The 16,743-nt window shown below is 70.8% G+C and carries 14 protein-coding genes; 7 read left to right on the forward strand and 7 right to left on the reverse strand.

Translation table 11 applies throughout. The features are described from left to right. Nucleotides 1-76 precede the first annotated feature (76 nt). Nucleotides 77-1,462: a nucleobase:cation symporter-2 family protein gene (locus tag ACZ48Z_RS06780; RefSeq protein WP_468734717.1), complete on the forward strand. Its 1,386-nt coding sequence runs from the start codon at nucleotides 77-79 to the stop codon at nucleotides 1,460-1,462. Here the strand turns inward: ACZ48Z_RS06780 and ACZ48Z_RS06785 are convergent. Further along, a complete protein-coding gene (locus ACZ48Z_RS06785; protein WP_468734718.1) occupies nucleotides 1,385-1,735 on the reverse strand; it encodes an ArsR/SmtB family transcription factor in 351 nt (116 codons plus the stop codon). The genes ACZ48Z_RS06780 and ACZ48Z_RS06785 overlap by 78 nt on opposite strands. Before the next feature lie 121 nt (nucleotides 1,736-1,856). Here ACZ48Z_RS06785 and ACZ48Z_RS06790 point away from each other — a divergent pair, with 121 nt between their 5' ends. After that, a complete protein-coding gene (locus ACZ48Z_RS06790) occupies nucleotides 1,857-2,936 on the forward strand; it encodes an NADH:flavin oxidoreductase/NADH oxidase (RefSeq protein WP_468734719.1) in 1,080 nt (359 codons plus the stop codon). Nucleotides 2,937-3,109: 173 nt separating this feature from the next. On the opposite strand, the gene ACZ48Z_RS06795 is transcribed toward ACZ48Z_RS06790, so the two are convergent. Together ACZ48Z_RS06795 and ACZ48Z_RS06800 are read right to left on the reverse strand one after the other, a co-directional pair. Next, on the reverse strand, nucleotides 3,110-4,357 hold the full coding sequence (locus ACZ48Z_RS06795) for an extracellular catalytic domain type 1 short-chain-length polyhydroxyalkanoate depolymerase (RefSeq protein ID WP_468734870.1): 1,248 nt from the start codon (nucleotides 4,355-4,357) through the stop codon (nucleotides 3,110-3,112). Nucleotides 4,358-4,457: 100 nt separating this feature from the next. Further along, on the reverse strand, nucleotides 4,458-4,856 hold the full coding sequence (locus ACZ48Z_RS06800; protein ID WP_468734720.1) for a non-reducing end alpha-L-arabinofuranosidase family hydrolase: 399 nt from the start codon (nucleotides 4,854-4,856) through the stop codon (nucleotides 4,458-4,460). Between the two features lie 546 nt (nucleotides 4,857-5,402). On the opposite strand from ACZ48Z_RS06800, the gene ACZ48Z_RS06805 reads away from it, so the two are divergent. After that, the gene (locus ACZ48Z_RS06805) at nucleotides 5,403-6,380 is read left to right on the forward strand and encodes a pectate lyase family protein (RefSeq protein WP_468734721.1); all 978 of its coding nucleotides are present in this window, start codon (nucleotides 5,403-5,405) and stop codon (nucleotides 6,378-6,380) included. A gap of 46 nt (nucleotides 6,381-6,426) precedes the next feature. Then, nucleotides 6,427-7,230 (forward strand): pectate lyase, encoded by an 804-nt coding sequence (locus ACZ48Z_RS06810; RefSeq protein WP_468734722.1) that lies wholly within the window; start codon nucleotides 6,427-6,429, stop codon nucleotides 7,228-7,230. Nucleotides 7,231-7,294: 64 nt separating this feature from the next. Here the strand turns inward: ACZ48Z_RS06810 and ACZ48Z_RS06815 are convergent, their stop codons facing one another. Beyond that, nucleotides 7,295-8,053, reverse strand: a complete 759-nt coding sequence (locus ACZ48Z_RS06815; RefSeq protein ID WP_468734723.1) for a PaaX family transcriptional regulator C-terminal domain-containing protein — start codon at nucleotides 8,051-8,053, stop codon at nucleotides 7,295-7,297. A 63-nt stretch (nucleotides 8,054-8,116) separates the two neighbouring features. On the opposite strand from ACZ48Z_RS06815, the gene ACZ48Z_RS06820 reads away from it, so the two are divergent. Both ACZ48Z_RS06820 and ACZ48Z_RS06825 read left to right on the forward strand, forming a co-directional pair. After that, on the forward strand, nucleotides 8,117-9,781 hold the full coding sequence (locus ACZ48Z_RS06820; protein WP_468734724.1) for an acyl-CoA dehydrogenase family protein: 1,665 nt from the start codon (nucleotides 8,117-8,119) through the stop codon (nucleotides 9,779-9,781). Nucleotides 9,782-9,918: 137 nt separating this feature from the next. Continuing rightward, nucleotides 9,919-11,937 carry a HEAT repeat domain-containing protein gene (locus tag ACZ48Z_RS06825; protein WP_468734725.1) on the forward strand — a complete coding sequence of 673 codons (2,019 nt, stop codon included), beginning with the start codon at nucleotides 9,919-9,921 and terminating at the stop codon, nucleotides 11,935-11,937. Between the two features lie 87 nt (nucleotides 11,938-12,024). Here ACZ48Z_RS06825 and ACZ48Z_RS06830 read toward each other — a convergent pair whose 3' ends face one another. Next, the gene (locus tag ACZ48Z_RS06830; protein ID WP_468734726.1) at nucleotides 12,025-12,612 is read right to left on the reverse strand and encodes an Rv1733c family protein; all 588 of its coding nucleotides are present in this window, start codon (nucleotides 12,610-12,612) and stop codon (nucleotides 12,025-12,027) included. A gap of 285 nt (nucleotides 12,613-12,897) precedes the next feature. On the opposite strand from ACZ48Z_RS06830, the gene ACZ48Z_RS06835 reads away from it, so the two are divergent. Then, nucleotides 12,898-13,983 carry a WD40/YVTN/BNR-like repeat-containing protein gene (locus ACZ48Z_RS06835; RefSeq protein WP_468734727.1) on the forward strand — a complete coding sequence of 362 codons (1,086 nt, stop codon included), beginning with the start codon at nucleotides 12,898-12,900 and terminating at the stop codon, nucleotides 13,981-13,983. 177 nt (nucleotides 13,984-14,160) lie between these two features. Here ACZ48Z_RS06835 and ACZ48Z_RS06840 read toward each other — a convergent pair whose 3' ends face one another. Continuing rightward, nucleotides 14,161-15,180: an ABC transporter permease gene (locus tag ACZ48Z_RS06840; protein WP_468734728.1), complete on the reverse strand. Its 1,020-nt coding sequence runs from the start codon at nucleotides 15,178-15,180 to the stop codon at nucleotides 14,161-14,163. Further along, the gene (locus ACZ48Z_RS06845; RefSeq protein ID WP_468734729.1) at nucleotides 15,177-16,742 is read right to left on the reverse strand and encodes a sugar ABC transporter ATP-binding protein; all 1,566 of its coding nucleotides are present in this window, start codon (nucleotides 16,740-16,742) and stop codon (nucleotides 15,177-15,179) included. The genes ACZ48Z_RS06840 and ACZ48Z_RS06845 overlap by 4 nt, the downstream gene beginning before the upstream one ends. Nucleotide 16,743: the final 1 nt, after the last annotated feature.

A 16,743-nucleotide genomic window follows, 5' to 3' on the forward strand; every position in this document is an offset into this window, starting at 1 on the left:
CAGCCCCCGCACCGGGCAACGAACCGGCAACACCCCGGCAATCAACAATCTGTTCAATACATCTACGGTCTCGGACATGGCCCAAACCACCCCTGTGCACCCCGTGGACGACGTACCCCCGGTGCGCCAACTCGCCGCCTTCGGTCTCCAGCACGTCCTCGCGATGTACGCCGGTGCCGTGGCCGTCCCCCTGATCGTCGGCGGCGCGATGAAACTGTCGGCCACCGACCTGGCCTACCTGATCACCGCCGACCTCCTGGTGTGCGGCATCGCCACCCTCATCCAGTGCATCGGCTTCTGGCGTTTCGGCGTACGCCTGCCGATCATGCAGGGGTGTACCTTCGCGGCCGTCTCCCCGATGGTCCTGATCGGGACGACGGGCGGCGGACTGCCCGCGATCTACGGCTCGGTGATCGTCGCAGGGCTGGCGATCATGCTGCTCGCACCGGTCTTCGGGAAACTGCTGCGCTTCTTCCCGCCACTGGTCACCGGCACGGTGATCCTGATCATCGGCCTCTCACTGCTGCCGGTCGCGGGGAACTGGGCCGCGGGCGGCGTCGGCTCCGCGGACTTCGGTGCGCCGAAGAACATCGCGCTGGCCGTGTTCGTGCTGGTGGTGGTGCTGGGTGTGCAGCGGTTCGCACCGGCCTTCCTGCGCCGGATCGCGGTACTGATCGGCATCGCGGTCGGCCTGGCCATGGCGATCCCCTTCGGGTTCACGGACTTCAGCGGGGTCGGCGACGCGCACTGGGTCGGGATCAGCACGCCGTTCCACTTCGGGGCGCCCACGTTCGAGTTCTCGGCGATCGTGTCGATGCTGGTCGTGGCGCTGGTGACGATGACGGAGACCACCGGTGACCTGATCGCGGTCGGCGAGATGACCGGCCGGAAGGTCGGACCGCGCTCCCTCTCGGACGGCCTGCGCGCCGACGGCCTCTCCACCGTGCTCGGCGGCGTCTTCAACACCTTCCCCTACACGGCGTACGCCCAGAACGTCGGGCTCGTCGGCATGACCCGGGTGCGCAGCCGGTGGGTCGTCGCCACCGCCGGCGGCATCCTGGTCCTGCTGGGACTGCTCCCCAAACTGGGCGCGGTGGTCGCGGCCGTACCGGCGCCGGTGCTCGGCGGGGCGGGCCTGGTGATGTTCGGGACGGTGGCGGCGAGCGGTCTCAGGACCCTCACCCAGGTGGACTTCAAGGGCACCGACAACCTGACGGTGGTGGCCGTCTCGGTGGCCATGGGTGTGCTGCCGGTCGGTGTTCCGACGATCTACGCGAAGTTCCCCGACTGGTTCCAGACGGTGATGAACAGCGGGATCAGCGCGGGCTGCCTGACGGCGATCGTGCTGAACCTGCTCTTCAACCACCTGCCCTCAAAGACCGGTTCAGCTCCCGAGGCGGCCGGCCTGGCGGGCGGCGGCGTCGAGAAGGGTGTCGAGGAGCCCCGGGAAGAGGTCGTCTAGGTCGTCCCTGCGCAGGCCGTTCATCTTGGCGGTGCCCTGGTAGTTCTGCCGGAGCACCCCGCTCTCGCGCAGCACCCGGAAGTGGTGGGTGGTCGTCGACTTGGTGACGGGCAGATCGAAGTGCGAACAGGAGAGCTCGTCGCCGACCGCGGCGAGCTCTCGCACGATCCGCAGACGCATCGGGTCGGACAACGCGTGCAGCACGGATTCCAGCCGGATCTCCGCACTCGCCGGATGCGGCAGATCACGGCTGCTGACGGCGGGGGTGGTCACGGCGGCTCCACTCGCTCGGGGTCCTCCATTGTACGAGAGGCATCGTAGTTTGACATCCGACGTACTACGATGCCTATCGTACGAGTCGATCCCATCGGTCCCGTGACGAATGGAGCCCGCCGTGAGCCCACTCTTCGAGCCCTTCACCCTGCGCGACGTGACGATCCCGAACCGGGTGTGGATGGCGCCGATGTGCCAGTACTCGGCCGCACCGGAGGGACCGGACACAGGGGCGCCGAACGACTGGCACTTCACGCACCTCGCGGCACGCGCGGCCGGCGGCACGGGCCTGATCGTCACCGAGGCCACCGCGGTCAGCCCCGAGGGCCGGATCTCCCCCCAGGACCTCGGCATCTGGAACGACACCCAGGTCGAGGCGTTCCGCCGCATCACCCGCTTCCTGGTCTCCCAGGGCACGGTCCCGGCGATCCAGCTCGCCCACGCAGGGCGCAAGGCGTCGACCGACCAGCCATGGAAGGGCGGCGAGCCGCTCGCCGCGGAAGCGGGGGGATGGCAGCCGCTGGGTCCCAGCGCGGTGGCCTACGACGAGGACCACCCGGTACCGACAGAGCTGACGACAGATCAGATCGCGGAGGTCGTCGGCCAGTTCGCGGACGCGGCCCGTCGCGCCCTCGCCGCCGGATTCGAGATCGCCGAGATCCACGGCGCCCACGGCTACCTGATCGGCAACTTCCTCTCCCCGCACTCGAATCGGCGGACCGACGAGTACGGCGGGTCCTACGAGAACCGCACCCGGTTCGCTCTGGAAGTCGTCGACGCGGTTCGCGCGGTGTGGCCCGACGGCAAGCCCCTCTTCTTCCGCATCTCGGCGACCGACTGGCTGGAGGAGGGCGGCTGGACGCCGGACGACACCGTCCGCTTCGCCCGCGACCTCCAGGCCCACGGCATCGACCTCCTCGATGTGTCCTCCGGCGGCAACGCGTCCGGTGTCAGCATCCCGACCGGCCCCGGTTACCAGGTCCCCTTCGCCGCCCGCGTCAGGGCGGAGACCACTCTTCCGGTCGCCGCGGTCGGCCTCATCACGGATGCCGAACAGGCGGAGAAGATCCTGGCCAACGGCGAGGCGGACGCGGTGCTGCTGGGCCGCGAACTGCTCCGCAACCCGTCGTGGGCCCGGCATGCGGCACGGGAGCTGGGCGGGGACGTACACGTGCCGGACCAGTACCACCGGTCGGTCTGAGCGGAGACTCCGCCGGTCACTGTGGGCTCAGGAGGGTCGGCATGAGTCGCGTGCCGTCACCGGGCACGGCAAGTGTGGTGTCCGCGCTCCTGAAACGCCGTCCGGCGGGACTCCGGCGCGCGCTGCGCCGGAGCATCCCGCCGGAGGGCCACGACGGTCGGTGGTGATCAACTCTACGTGCAGGCCTTCCCGTTGAGGGTGAAGGCGCCCGGGGACGCACTGTTCCCGCTGTGGTTCGCCTGATAGCCGATGGAGACGCTCGCGTTCGGCGCGATCGTGCCGTTGTACGACGCGTTCGTCGCCGTCACCGCTCCGGATGCCGGTGCGTACGTGGCGCCCCAGCCGTTGGTGATGACCTGGCCGGCGGGCAGGGTGAAGGCGAGTTGCCAGCTGCTGATGGTGGCCGTGCCCGTGTTGGTGAGGGTCACGGAGGCCGTCAGGCCGGTGTTCCACGCGTTGGTCGTCGCGGTCACCTTGCAGGCGCCCGGCGGGGGTTGGGGTGCCGGGCCCGAGCTGTCGAGGCCGAAGAAGGTGAGGGCGCGGGCCGCCATGCCGTTGGCGTAGAGGTTGTGGCCGACGCCCTGGAGGCTGATCGCCTCGACGGGGGCCCGGTCACCGGTGGCGCCGTAGCGGGTTCGGGTCCAGCCGGAGACGGGCGAGTCGGTGACGGCGGGCGTCTGGCCGACTCCGAGGACGTTGGTCCACTGCTTGATCTCCTCCCCGAAGTTGGGGTAGCGCAGCACATCGTCCTCGGTGCCGTGCCACACCTGCATGCGGGGTCGGGCGCCGGTGTAGCCGGGGTAGGCCGCGCGGACCAGGTCGCCCCACTCCTGCGGGGTGTGGGTGACGGTGCCGCCCGAGCACGCGCTGTTCCACTCCGAACCGTCCGTCGTCGCGAAGCAGCCGAAGGGGACGCCCGAGAAGGCCGCGCCCGCCGCGAAGACGTCCGGGTAGTCGCCGAGCAGGACGTTCGTCATCATCGCGCCGGACGAGATGCCGGTGGCGTAGATCCTGCCGGTGTCGGCGGAGTAGGCGTCGACCGTCCAGTCGATCATCGACTTGATGCCGACGGGGTCGCTGCCGCCGCCCCGTTTCAGTGCCTGGGGCGAGGACACGTCGAAGCACTTGCTGGACCGGGTGACCGAAGGGTAGATCACCACGAAGCCGTAGGTGTTGGCCAGTTGGGCCCACTCGGTGCCGTTGTACATGGCCGGGCCCGAACCCGTGCAGTAGTGCACGGCCACCACGACCGCGGGGTGCGCGGTGACGTTGTCCGGCACGTACAGGTACATCTGGAGGTTGCTGGGGTTCGTGCCGAAGCCGGTCACCTCGGTGAGGGTCGCGGTGGGGACCGCCTCGGTGCGGGCCGAGGCCGCGGGCGCGGTGAGGAAGGCTGCCGCCAGTAACGACAGCAGGGCCATCAGTACCGAACTCAGCGGTCTGCTCGTCGTGGTGCGGGGGGTGGTGGACACGGCCTTGCCCCTTTCGTTCAGCAGGAGGAATGGGACTGGGTCAACAGCGTTATCTGCCAGTGGAGTTGGGCGTAGCCGCGATCGGCGCGGGATCGGGGCCCTGGTACAGGAAGCGCAGCCGGCACCGGTCGATCGGGATGGCCTCGTCGACGCCGTGGCGGATCATCCCGCCGTGGGGGAAGTTCTTGGTCCGTGCGGGCAGGTCGTCGTCGAACGTCACGTTGTTCGAGCGGGTTAACGCGTTCGTCCTGGCGTCGGCCGACGGCGCCCATGTGCCGCTCAGGCTGTCGGTGGCCCGGACGCGTAAGTACCGCCGCCCGGAGGCCCGTGCCTCGACCGGCATCGGATACGCACCGCTGCCGCCGGGACTCCACGCGCCGGCGGTGGTCGCGGTCGTCAGGCAGACGGGACCGCGGTACGTGTGCCGGAGGACCGCGGAGTCCTTCACGGGGTCGATCGGCTGGTCGATCGGGTGGTCGGCTTCGGGTTCGGCACTGATCAGCGGGCCCGTCGAGGCGCAGCTGACGGAGCCGGGCAGCCGGTCCGCACGGTCGTTCGCGGCGGCCGGTCCGGGGGGGGCCGGGCCGTGTGTCCCAGGGCGAGCAGGGTGAGCGTCAGGCCGCCGACGAACGTACATCTGGGTGGAGTCGCCACCGAGTCACCCCTCTCAGAAGTTCTCGGAATCTCGCGGAAGGGAAGCGTCCGGCGAGCATCGTGGCATGCACATGGCCGCCGTGGAAGCGCTCCCACACGTCGAAAGAATTCGCTCGCATTCGCCCGCGCATCCGCCGCCCGGGTGGCCGAATGTCTTCTGCGCAAAGCGTTGACTAGAAAGCGCTTGCCCCCTACGTTCCGTTCAGTGATGTGACCGACCCGCGCCGCACAGGCTGGGCATCACCGCTCTGCACCGCGCATGTCGTTTAGCATGACGAACATTCTTCACATACATGTTCGACCAAGCACCATGCAGGCACCACGAAGGGAACGCACCCGCATGCGTACTCGCCCCCCACGTACACACACGCAAAGATCCGCCCTGGCTGCCGGTGCGGCCGCGCTCGCGACGGCGGCCGCACTGGCCGTCCCGCAGCCGGCCGGGGCCGCCGAGACCTCCCCCATCGGTTTCGGCGCCGGAACAACCGGCGGCGGCAGCTCTTCCGCGGTCACCGTCTCCACGCTGAGTGCCTTCAAGACCGCCGTCACCGGCAGCACGGCGAAGGTCGTGAAGGTCAGCGGCCTGATCACCCTGAGCGGCTCGGTCGACATCGGCTCCAACACCACGGTGCTGGGCGTCGGTTCGTCGTCCGGGTTCACCGGCGGCGGGCTGCGGCTGAAGAAGGTCACGAACGTCGTCGTCCGCAACCTGAACATCAGCAAGCCGCTCGCGCCCGCCGACGGCATCGAGGTGCAGGCCTCGACGAAGGTGTGGATCGACCACAACTCCTTCTCGGCGGACCGCGATCACGACAAGGACTACTACGACGGCCTGCTGGACATCAACCACGCCTCGGACAACGTGACGGTGTCCTGGAACACCTTCAAGGACCACTTCAAGGGTTCGCTCGTCGGCCACAGCGACAACAACGCGAGCCAGGACACCGGCCACCTGAAGGTGACCTACCACCACAACTGGTTCAACAACGTCAACTCGCGCATCCCCAGTCTGCGCTTCGGCACCGGGCACTTCTACGACAACTACGTCGTCGGGGCCGAGACCGCCGTCCACTCGCGCATGGGCGCCCAGATGCTCGTGGAGAACAACGTCTTCCGGAGTACCGGAGTCGCTGTCACCACGAACCGGAACAGTGACGTGGACGGTTACGCCAACCTGCGCGGCAACGACCTCGGCGGAGCCGCCACCGAGGTCTCGCAGGTCGGCACCTTCACCACCGCTCCGTACGGCTACACCGCCGAGCCCGCCTCCTCCGTCGTCGCTTCGGTGACCGGCGGCGCGGGCGCCGGAAAGCTCTGATCTCCCCCCACCCGTCCACCCCCGACATGGAAGAAGGATTCGGGACATGACTTCTTCGGCACGTCCACGCGCGCGTACGCGCGCACTGACCGGCGCCGCGGCCGCACTCGGCCTCTCGGTTGGCATGATCATGACTCTCAATGCGCCGACGGCCACCGCCGCCACCTGGCCCACCGCCAACGGCAGCCAGGCGGTCTCCTCGACCATCAACCTGTCCGGAACCAAGGACTACGCGATGAAGCGCCTGTACGGCACGGGCGACCTGGGCACCGACAACCAGGACGAGGACCAGGGGCCGATCCTCAACCTGGCCGCGGGCACCGTCCTGAAGAACGTCATCATCGGCTCCCCCGCCGCCGACGGCATCCACTGCGCGGGCAGCTGCACCCTCCAGAACGTGTGGTGGGAGGACGTCGGCGAGGACGCGGCGACCTTCCGCGGGTCCTCGTCGTCCAACGTGTACACCGTCTCCGGCGGTGGCGCGAAGTCGGCGAGCGACAAGGTGTTCCAGTTCAACGGTGCCGGGACGCTCAACATCTCCAACTTCGCGGTGCAGGGCTTCGGCACCTTCGTGCGCTCCTGCGGCAACTGCTCGACGCAGTACAAGCGGACGATCAACCTCAACACCATCGAGGCGACCTACTCGGGGAACAAGCTCGTCGGCATCAACACCAACTACGGCGACAGCGCGACCCTGAAGAAGATCACGATCGTCGGCGACTCCGGCAAGAAGATCGTCCCGTGCCAGAAGTACATCGGGAACAACTCCGGCAAGGAGCCGACCACGAACGGCTCCGGCCCCGACAGTACTTACTGCAAGTACGCGACGTCCGACATCACCTACAAGTAGCCCCTTCGCAGGTGAAGGCGGCCGTACGAAGCGTCCCCGCACGGCGCTTCGCACGGCCGCCGTGTCATGTGCGGACCGGAGCCTGGGGCACGATGTCCGACAGCGTCCGCCGATAGGCCGCGTACGCGGACCGCAGCCGGGTCCCCGGCCAGTCGGGCGGCAGGAGCCCGGGCGGGAGCACCGGATCGGCCAGCAGATGGCGTACGACCGCCGCGAAGACCGTGAGCCGGTCCGCGGGCCGGTCCGCGCGGGCGGCATGGGCGAGCAGCGCCCGGGATTCCGCCGCCCAGTCGTCGAGGGGCCACAGCGCGGCGGCCAGTTCGGGGCCGGGGCGGTCGGGGCGGGCCGTGTAGCGCTGGGCGACCGCGTCGAGGCCGTCCGGGAGCGGCCGGACCAGGTTCGCGGGGCGCAGCCAGACGCCCTCACGGAGTTCGCCGAGCCGGAGCGCGGTCAACCGCGCGCGCAGCTCGGCGCGTTCGGCCGGTTCACGACCCGTCGCGGTGATCACGGCCATCTCCCAGTCACCGCTCCACGCGCGCGTGCGGGGATGCACGGCCTCGTCCTGCCGGCGCCGGCGGGCGAGCAGGCGGTCGCTGAGGCCGTAGACGGAGTCGGCGCGCCGCAGGTCACCGGCGGCCACCATCCGGCTGAGCGCGGCTCGCAGCGTGGAGCCCCCGACCCCGAACGGCTCCACCGCGCGGACCAGGTCCTTCACGGGCATCTGCGGCGGATTCGCGCCGAGCAGCAGGCTCAGCACGACCGACCGGGCGGACAGTGGCCGCAGATCGACCTCCCCCGACTGCACCGGCACGTTCCTCCGCATGGTCACGTACTGTACGACCCTCCTCGTATTGCACTATTGCCACAGTCGCAGCAGAAGCGCAACATGAGCTTCATGGCCTCCATACCCGCGTCCGGACAGTCCGCCACCCACACCGTCACCAATCAGCCCCCTCCCCTCGCGCCGTACGACGCCTCCGACGACCCCGTCCTGCTGGAAGGGCTGCGCCGTGAGGGCGCCGGCTGGGCCGAGGAGGGTCTTCGGCGGCTCGGTCTGCGGGCGGGGAGCGCCGAGGCCCAGGAGTGGGCGGATCAGGCCAACCGGCACGAGCCGGTGCTGCGGACCCACGACCGGTACGGCAACCGTGTCGACGAGGTCGACTTCCACCCGAGCTGGCACCACCTGATGCGGACCGCCGTCGCCGAGGGGCTGGCCGGCACCCCGTGGGCGGAGGACCGGCCCGGGGCCCATGTCGCCCGCACCGCGGGCGGGTTGGTGTGGGGACACACGGACGCGGGCCACGGCTGTCCCACGTCGATGACGTACGCGGCGATCCCCGCGCTGCGCAGGGAACCGGCGCTGGCGAAGGTCTACGAACCCCTGCTGACGGGCCGCGAGTACGACCCCGCGCTCATGGTGCCGACCGGCAAGCGCGGCCTGCTCGCGGGCATGGGGATGACCGAGAAGCAGGGTGGTTCCGACGTCCGGACGAACACCACGGCGGCCACACCGGCCGCCGAGCCGGGCGTGTACACGCTGCGCGGGCACAAGTGGTTCACGTCGGCGCCGATGTGCGACGTGTTCCTGGTGCTGGCGCAGGCACCTGACGGGCTGTCCTGCTTCCTCGTACCCCGCATCCTGCCGGACGGCACCCGCAACACCTTCCGCATCCAGCGTCTCAAGGACAAGCTCGGCAACCGGTCGAACGCCTCCTCCGAGCCCGAGTTCGACGGCACCGTGGCCTGGCTGGTCGGCCCCGAGGGCCAGGGCGTCAAGACCATCATCGAGATGGTGAACTGCACCCGGCTGGACTGCGTGATGATGTCGGCGACCCTGATGCGCAGGACCCTCGTCGAGGCGGGACACCACGCCCGCCACCGCGGCGCGTTCGGGGCCCGGCTGCTGCACCAGCCGCTGATGCGCAACGTCCTGGCCGATCTCGCGCTGGAGTCCGAGGCCGCCACCACCCTGACGCTGCGGCTGGCGGGCGCCGCCGACCGTGCCGTGCGCGGGGACACCGGGGAGCAGGCCTTCCGCCGTATCGCCACCGCGGTCGGCAAGTACTGGGTCACCAAGCGGGGCCCGGCCTTCACGGCGGAGGCCCTCGAATGCCTCGGCGGCAACGGCTACGTCGAGGACTCGGGCATGCCCCGGCACTACCGGGAGGCACCGCTGCTGTCGATCTGGGAGGGGTCGGGGAACGTCAACGCCCTTGACGTCCTGCGGGCGTTGCGCCGCGATCCGGACACCGCCCAGGCTCTGTTCGGCGAACTCGCCCTGGCGCAGGGGGCGGACGCGCGTCTGGACGCGGCCGTCGCCCGGCTCAAGGACCTGTTGGCCACGGCGTCCGAGGCGGGTGCGCGACGGCTGGTGGAGCACATGGCCCTGACGCTCCAGGCCTCCCTCCTCGTCCGGCACGCCCCGTCCGCGGTCGCCGACGCCTTCTGCGCGACGCGGCTCGGCGGTGACTGGGGACACGCCTTCGGCACGCTGCCGGGCGCCGTGGACATGGGCGCGGTCCTGGAGAGGGCGCTGCCCGGCACCGACTGAGGGCGCTCCGGGGCCGCTTGGCGAGAACCGGACCACCTCCCTGTCCGGATCGCTCACAGTCACAGCCTGATTCCGCTTCGTTGTCAGTCCTGTGGTGCAGACTCCGATCAGTTGACACTTCGCCTGGGGAGGACAACGTGTTCACGGGGATGGACGAGGTCGACTGGGCCTCACTGCGCCACGCGTACGGCAGTGCGGAGGATGTGCCCGGACTGCTGCGGGGGCTCGCCTCCACGGACCCGGTAGAACGGGAGACGGCCCTCGACGGGATGTACGGCGCGGTGCACCACCAGGGAGACGTGTACGACTCGACGCTCGCGTGCGTTCCCTTCCTGCTCGCGCTCGTGGCGAGCGGACAGGTGGCGGACCGGGCCGGCATCGTCGAACTCGTCGTCAGTATCGGAGCGGAGGGCGAGGATCCGGACGGCGGCGTCGAGAGCGGTCTCCACGCACGGGCCCGGGTCGGCGTGCGCGCCGGCGCCGATGTCTTCGTCCGGCTGACGGGGGACGCCGACCCCTTCGTCCGCCGGGTCGCCCCGGAGGCGCTCGTCCGGTTCCTCGACGAACCGGCCCGGGTGCTCGGCCTGTTGCGGGAGCGCTTCGCACTGGAGCGGGACGACCGGGTCCTGCTCGGCCTCACCGAGAGCCTGGGCCTTTTCGTACGGCGGCATCCCGGGCACGCGGCCGAGGCACTGGAGGTGCTGACGGACCGCAGCCGCGCGCCGTACGGCCCCGGGGTCCGGCTCGCCGCCCTCGGTCAGCTCGCCGAGTGCGCTCCCGACCGGCTTCCGCCCGACCTGGTGCAGGTCGCCGTCGGGCTGCTGAGGGAGCGGTCCGCGCGGCGCACCCGACGCGACGGGGTCGACTGCCCCCACTCCGACACCCTCGTGGGCCGGCTGCGGCGACTGCGGCCCTCGGACGAGGAGGGCTCGCAGTTGCTGCGGACCCTGCACCGCGGGCTGGGTGACCGGCTCGATGCGCGCAAGGCCCTTCTCCAGGGGCAGTTGACCAGTCCGGATGCCGTCGACCGGTGCAACGCCGTGTGGATGTCGGTGGGGCTCTTCCGTGAGTGGCGCGCCGACTGGAGCGAGCCTGTCGCCCTGATCGGTGCCCAACTGCACTCCGACGAGGGCAGGTTGCGCGATGCCGCGGTGTCCGTCCTGGAGGATCTCTTCGGCCTGGCCGCTCCCGCCGCCGACGACCTGGCGGCCCTGGTGACCTCCCGGCCCGACCTGTGGGTACGGCGGTGGGAGCACGGGGCGCCGGCCCTGGGCGGGCCTCTCAAGGCCCTTGCCAGGAGCGGGGATTCACGCGCCACGCCGGCTCTTTCCCAGGTGCTGGCCGGACGGGTCGTCCCCGACGACCTGGGGCAGGTCGTCGGCCATCTCGGCCCGGCCGGGGCCCCGCTCGCGCCGGCTCTGCGTCGCAGGCTGGAACAGATCCCGCCGGACTCCCCCAGAGTCTTCGAACGCGCTGTACCGCTGCTCTCGGCCCTCACTGCGCTGGGCGACGAGGGGGCCGTACCGGAGGTGCTGCGACTCCTGCGGGGGATGCCGGTGGGGTTGCGGCTGCGGGACACCGTGGTCGAGTCGGCGCTCCACGCACTCGGCACGTTCGGGGCTGCGGCGGTGTCCGAGGTCATACCGGTGCTGCGTGAGCTGTTGGAGACGGAGCATGCGGCCACCGCCGCGGGAGCGCTGTGGTCCGTGGAGGGGGACGTGACGGCCGTACTGCCCGTGCTGATCGGCGAGTTGGAGGAGGGACGGCCTCGGCGACGGGGCGCCGCGGAGGCTCTGGCACGGCTCGGCCCGGCGGCGGGCCCGGCGCTGCCGAGCTTGCGGCGGATGCTTGGGACCGCGGATCTGTGGGAGCGGGTGTCGGCCGCGGGTGCGGTCTGGCGGATCGGCGGCGACAAGGACCTGGCCGGACCGGTTCTGCGGGCCGCGTGGACGGAGAGTCCGCACACGCGCCGGACCGTCACCGCCTGCCTTGCCGCCCTGGGGCCCGCCGGAGCGCCACTTCACGATCTTCTGCGCGCGGAGCTGGCCGCTCGCCGACGGCATCTGGCGTCGCCGTCCGGTGGGTACGGCAGCCATGACGTGCTGGTCGACGAGCAGCTGGTGCAGGCCTGCGGGGAGGTGCTGACGGCCGCATAGAACGCGAGCGGTGACAGCGGCGGGCCGGTCGTGAGCCACCGACGGTGGGTCACGACCGGCTCACATCACGCGGCCCGCCCGCCGTTCCTACCTCCCATCGGCCCGCCTTCCGCCCCACAGCGGCCCGAAGTACGCCCAGTCCGCGTTCCACTGGTCGAGGCGGCGGCGTTCCATACGGCCACGGAGGACTCGGCCACCCACGAACGGGACGGCCCCGGTGCTCACCCCGACCAGGATGCCGATCATCGCGGCGCGGATCTGGGCCTGGCCCTCGGTGGCGGGCTGGGTCATCAGACGGCCCTGGGCGTCGGTCCAGACGGTGACCGGGGTGCCCTGGACGCTGCCGGGGTCGACGCGGACCTGCCCCGTGTGAGCGGACCCGTCGGCCCCGGCCCAGGCCACCTCGCCCCACACCCGCTCGCCGCTCGACGTGCCCGGGTCGGCAGTACCGGGCGCCTGCTCGGACAGCCGGGCCACCACGGGCCGCCACTCGACGCGCTCCAGCGCCAGCTGGTGCTCGACGGACCGGCTGACCGCCAGACCCGCCACCACCCCGGCCAGCACGGTGAGCAGCCAGGCACCGAGCACGACCCACGCCTCGACGGTGTCGGCGCGGCGTCTGAGCGGATTGCGCCGCCACCGCCACAGCCAGACCTTGTGACCACGGAACGCCATCGAGGGCATCCTCCTCATGAGCGACGGGCGCATGAACATGCCGGACCGACCTCCCATACGGGAGAGCCGACCCCGATGCTCACGGCTCACGGCGAGTTCTCCGTCACGACGGTCCCATCGGTCGGCCGCCGCCGCGGAAATCTTGCCGAAAGCCGCCCCCAAATCGCGGCGGCCCGTTACCCTCGCCGCCCTGACCTGGGGTGAAGCCCTTTCCAGAGGTGACTGTCAGTGCCGGGGTGCAGACTGGCCAATGTCTGGGACAAAGACGTCACGGAGGAGATCGGCATGACCGAAAAGCTGCTTGCCGTGGGGACGCGCAAGGGCCTGTTCATCGGGCGCGAGCGCGGCGGCACCTGGGAGTTCGACAAGAGCCCGTACTTCAACGCGCAGGCCGTGTACTCGGTCGCGATCGACACCCGGGGCGAGCGCCCGCGGCTGCTGGCCGGCGGTGACAGCGCGCACTGGGGCCCGTCCGTGTTCCACTCCGACGACCTGGGGCGCACCTGGACGGAGCCCGCCCAGCCCGCGGTGAAGTTCCCGAAGGACACCGAGGCCTCACTGGAGCGGGTCTGGCAGCTGCACCCGGCGGCGGCCGAACCGGACGTGGTGTACGCGGGCACGGAACCGGCCGCGCTGTACCGCTCCGAGGACCGCGGGGAGAGCTTCGAGCTGGTCCGGCCCCTGTGGGAGCATCCGACCCGTTCGAAGTGGGTGCCGGGCGGCGGTGGTGAGGGCCTGCACACCGTCCTGACCGACAAGCGCGATCCGCGCGCGGTGACGGTGGCAGTCTCCACGGCCGGGGTGTTCCGCACCAGGGACGGGGGTGCGAGCTGGGAGCCCGCCAACTCCGGTGTCGCGGCGGTCTTCCTGCCCGACCCGAATCCGGAGTTCGGCCAGTGCGTGCACAAGGTCGCGCGGGACGCGGCCGACCCGGACCGGCTGTACCTCCAGAACCACTGGGGTGTGTACAGAAGCGACGACGCGGGGACGCACTGGACGGACATCGGCGAGGGTCTGCCGTCCACCTTCGGCTTCGCGGCGGCCACCCATCCCCGCCGCGGCGACACGGCGTACGTCTTCCCGATCACCGCCGACTCGGACCGTGTCCCGGCCGACCGCCGCTGCCGGGTCTTCCGTACATCGGACGCGGGCAGGAGCTGGGAGCCGCTCAGCGCCGGGCTGCCGAAGGAGGACCACTACGGCACGGTGCTGCGGGACGCGCTGTGCACGGACGACGCGGACCCGGCCGGCGTGTACTTCGGCAACCGCAACGGCGAGGTGTACGCCTCGGCCGACGACGGCGACAGCTGGCGGCAGTTGGCCTCGCATCTGCCCGACGTGCTGTGTGTGCGGGCGGCGGTGGTCGCGTGACCCGGACCGGTCACGGGCAGGCCCCGGCCACCGGTTGACCTCCGGCTGGTCGCCGGGTGGAGGTCGTCGTCGGCCTCCACCGCGCAGAGAGAGGCAGTCGGCATATCGATCGGCGTGCGGTCTTCCGAGGACACCCGGACGGCTGGTGCGCCCGGTTCGGCGGAGTCGGCGGCCGTGCTAGCTCCGGCTCCTGCCGAAGTAGCGGGCGCGCGCCCGGTCGAGCAGGATGGCGACGCCGAGGACCGCACCCTGGACCACCTGCTGGTCGTACGGGCTGACCTTGAGCGCGAGCAGACCGTTGGTGATGAACTCCAGCAGGATCGCACCGGCCGCGATGCCGGCGATACGGCCCTCGCCGCCGGAGAGTGACATCCCACCGACCACCGCGGCGGCGATCGCGGTCAGTTCCCAGCCCGCCCCGACCGAGGGGTCGGCCACGTTCATACGGCCGATCACCAGAATGCCGACCAGACCGGCCAGCGTCGCGCTGGCGACGTAGGTGGAGGTGATCCGGCGGGCGGTCGGGATTCCGGCGAGGCGGGCGGCCTCCTTGTTGCCGCCGACCGCGTAGATCTGCCGGCCCACGTAGGTGCGCTCCAGCACGAACCAGGCGGCGGCCGCCGCGCCGACGAAGAACAGTGCGGGGACCGGCACCCGGCCGACGTAGTACTGGCTCAGGTTGCTGAACATCGGGTCCAGGTTGTTGATGGGCGAGCCGCTGGTGATCGCGAGCGCTGTGCCCTGGGCGACGGTGTAGGTGACCAGGGTGATCACGAAGGGCGGCACGTTCAGTCGGGTGACCATGAAGCCGTGCCAGAGTCCGACCACGCCGCAGATCACCAGCGTGAACAGGATCGCCAGAGGCGCGGGCATGCCCTCGTCGACGTTCATCCAGCCGGCCAGGATGCCTGCCAGACCGGCCAGCGCGCCCACCGAGAGGTCGATGCCACCGGTCAGGATGACCAGCGACTCGCCGATCGCCAGGATGCCGACCTGCGACAGGTCACGCCCCATCACCTGGAGGTTGCCCACCGCGGTGTAGGTGTCGGCGTTGGCCGCGATCCCGACGAACACCACCACACAGGCGATGATCACACCGGCCTCCGGAGAGGCGGCGAGCCTGCGGGCGAGACTCGACACGGCCGGCCGGGAACGCGGCTCGACCTCGTCGGGGGCGAGCGTGCTCTGCGCGCTCATGCTGTGGCTCCGTTCGTCACTTGGTGCTCATCGAGGGAGGTGGTGCCGGCCGCGGCCGTCATGATCCGTTCCTTGGTTGCGTCGGCCCGGTCGATGACCGTGGCCACCCGCCCGTGGTTCATCACCGCGACGCGGTGGCAGATCCACAGCAGTTCCTCCAGTTCGGAGGAGGCGACCACCAGTGCCATGCCCTGCTCGGCGGCCCGGTCGATCAGTTTGTAGATCTCCGCCTTCGCGCCGACGTCCACGCCGCGGGTCGGTTCGTCGAGCAGCAGCAGACGCGGTTCGGCGGCGAAGGCGCGGCCGAAGATGGCACGCTGCTGGTTGCCGCCGGACAGTGAGCCGATCGGCTGCTCCACCGACTGCATCCGCACGTTGACGTTCTCGGTGATCTTCCGTGCCTCGGCGCGTTCCTGGCCGGGACCGAGCAGGCCCCGGGTGCTGATCCGCTTGAGCACCGAGACGAGGACGTTCGCCCGGATCGACGCGAACAGGACGAGCGACTGCTCCTTGCGGTCCTCGGGGATCAGTGCGATCCCGGCCGCCACCCCGTCCCCCGCGCCACGCGGGCGGTAGGGCTCGCCGCCCAGCAGCATCCGGCCGCCGGTCGAGGGCTGTGCTCCGGCGATCGTGTGGACCAGGCGGCTGCGGCCCGAGCCCATCAGCCCGGCCACACCGAGGATCTCGCCCTCGCGCACCTCCAGGTCGACCGGTCCGAGACCGTCCGCGGTCAGTCCCTCGACCCGCAGCAGGACCGGGCTCGTCGCCGGTGGTGCCTTCGGTTCGCCTTGTGCGACCTCGCCGCCGACCATCTCGCGGATCAGCCGCTCCTCGGTGGCCTCGGCCGGTTCGAGGTCGGCCACCAGCCTGCCGTTGCGCAGCACGAGGACGCGGTCGCTGATGTCCCGCACCTCGTCGAGCCGGTGCCCGATGAACAGCACCGTGCCACCGCGTTCGGCGAGTTGCCGGGCGAGGCCCAGCACCATCTCGGCCTCGACCGGGCCCAGGGAGGAGGTCGGCTCGTCCAGGATCAGCAGCTTGGGCTCCCGGCCCCAGGCCTTGGCGATCTCGATCATCTGCCGGGTCGGCACCGGGAGGGTGCGTACGTCCCGGCTCACCGGGATCGTCGCGGCGGACAGTCCGATCTCGGCCAGCATGGCCTCGGCCTCGGTGCGCTGCGCCGCACGGTCCACCAGGAACCGGCGCTTCGACTCGCGCGGGCGGCGGCCGAGGAGCAGGTTCTCGGCCACCGAGAGCTGTCCGACCAGAGGGAACTCCTGGGAGACCATGGCGACGCCGAGGTTCCCCGCCGCCTCGGTCGACCCGGCGAGAAGGGGCTCGCCGTCGATCAGGATCTCGCCGCCGTCCCGGTGGACCGATCCGGCCAGGGTGCCCATCAGGGTGGACTTCCCGGCGCCGTTCTCGCCGACCACGCCGACCACCTGCCCGGCGTACAGGTCGAGTTCCGGCAGGTCCAGGACGCGTACCGGGCCGTAGGACTTGTGGACTCCCCGCAGCCGCGCGGTGATCGCGCGGCCCGGGGTGTTCTTGGTGGCCGTCATG

The sequence above is a fragment of the Streptomyces sp. NPDC031225 genome (assembly GCF_055570355.1).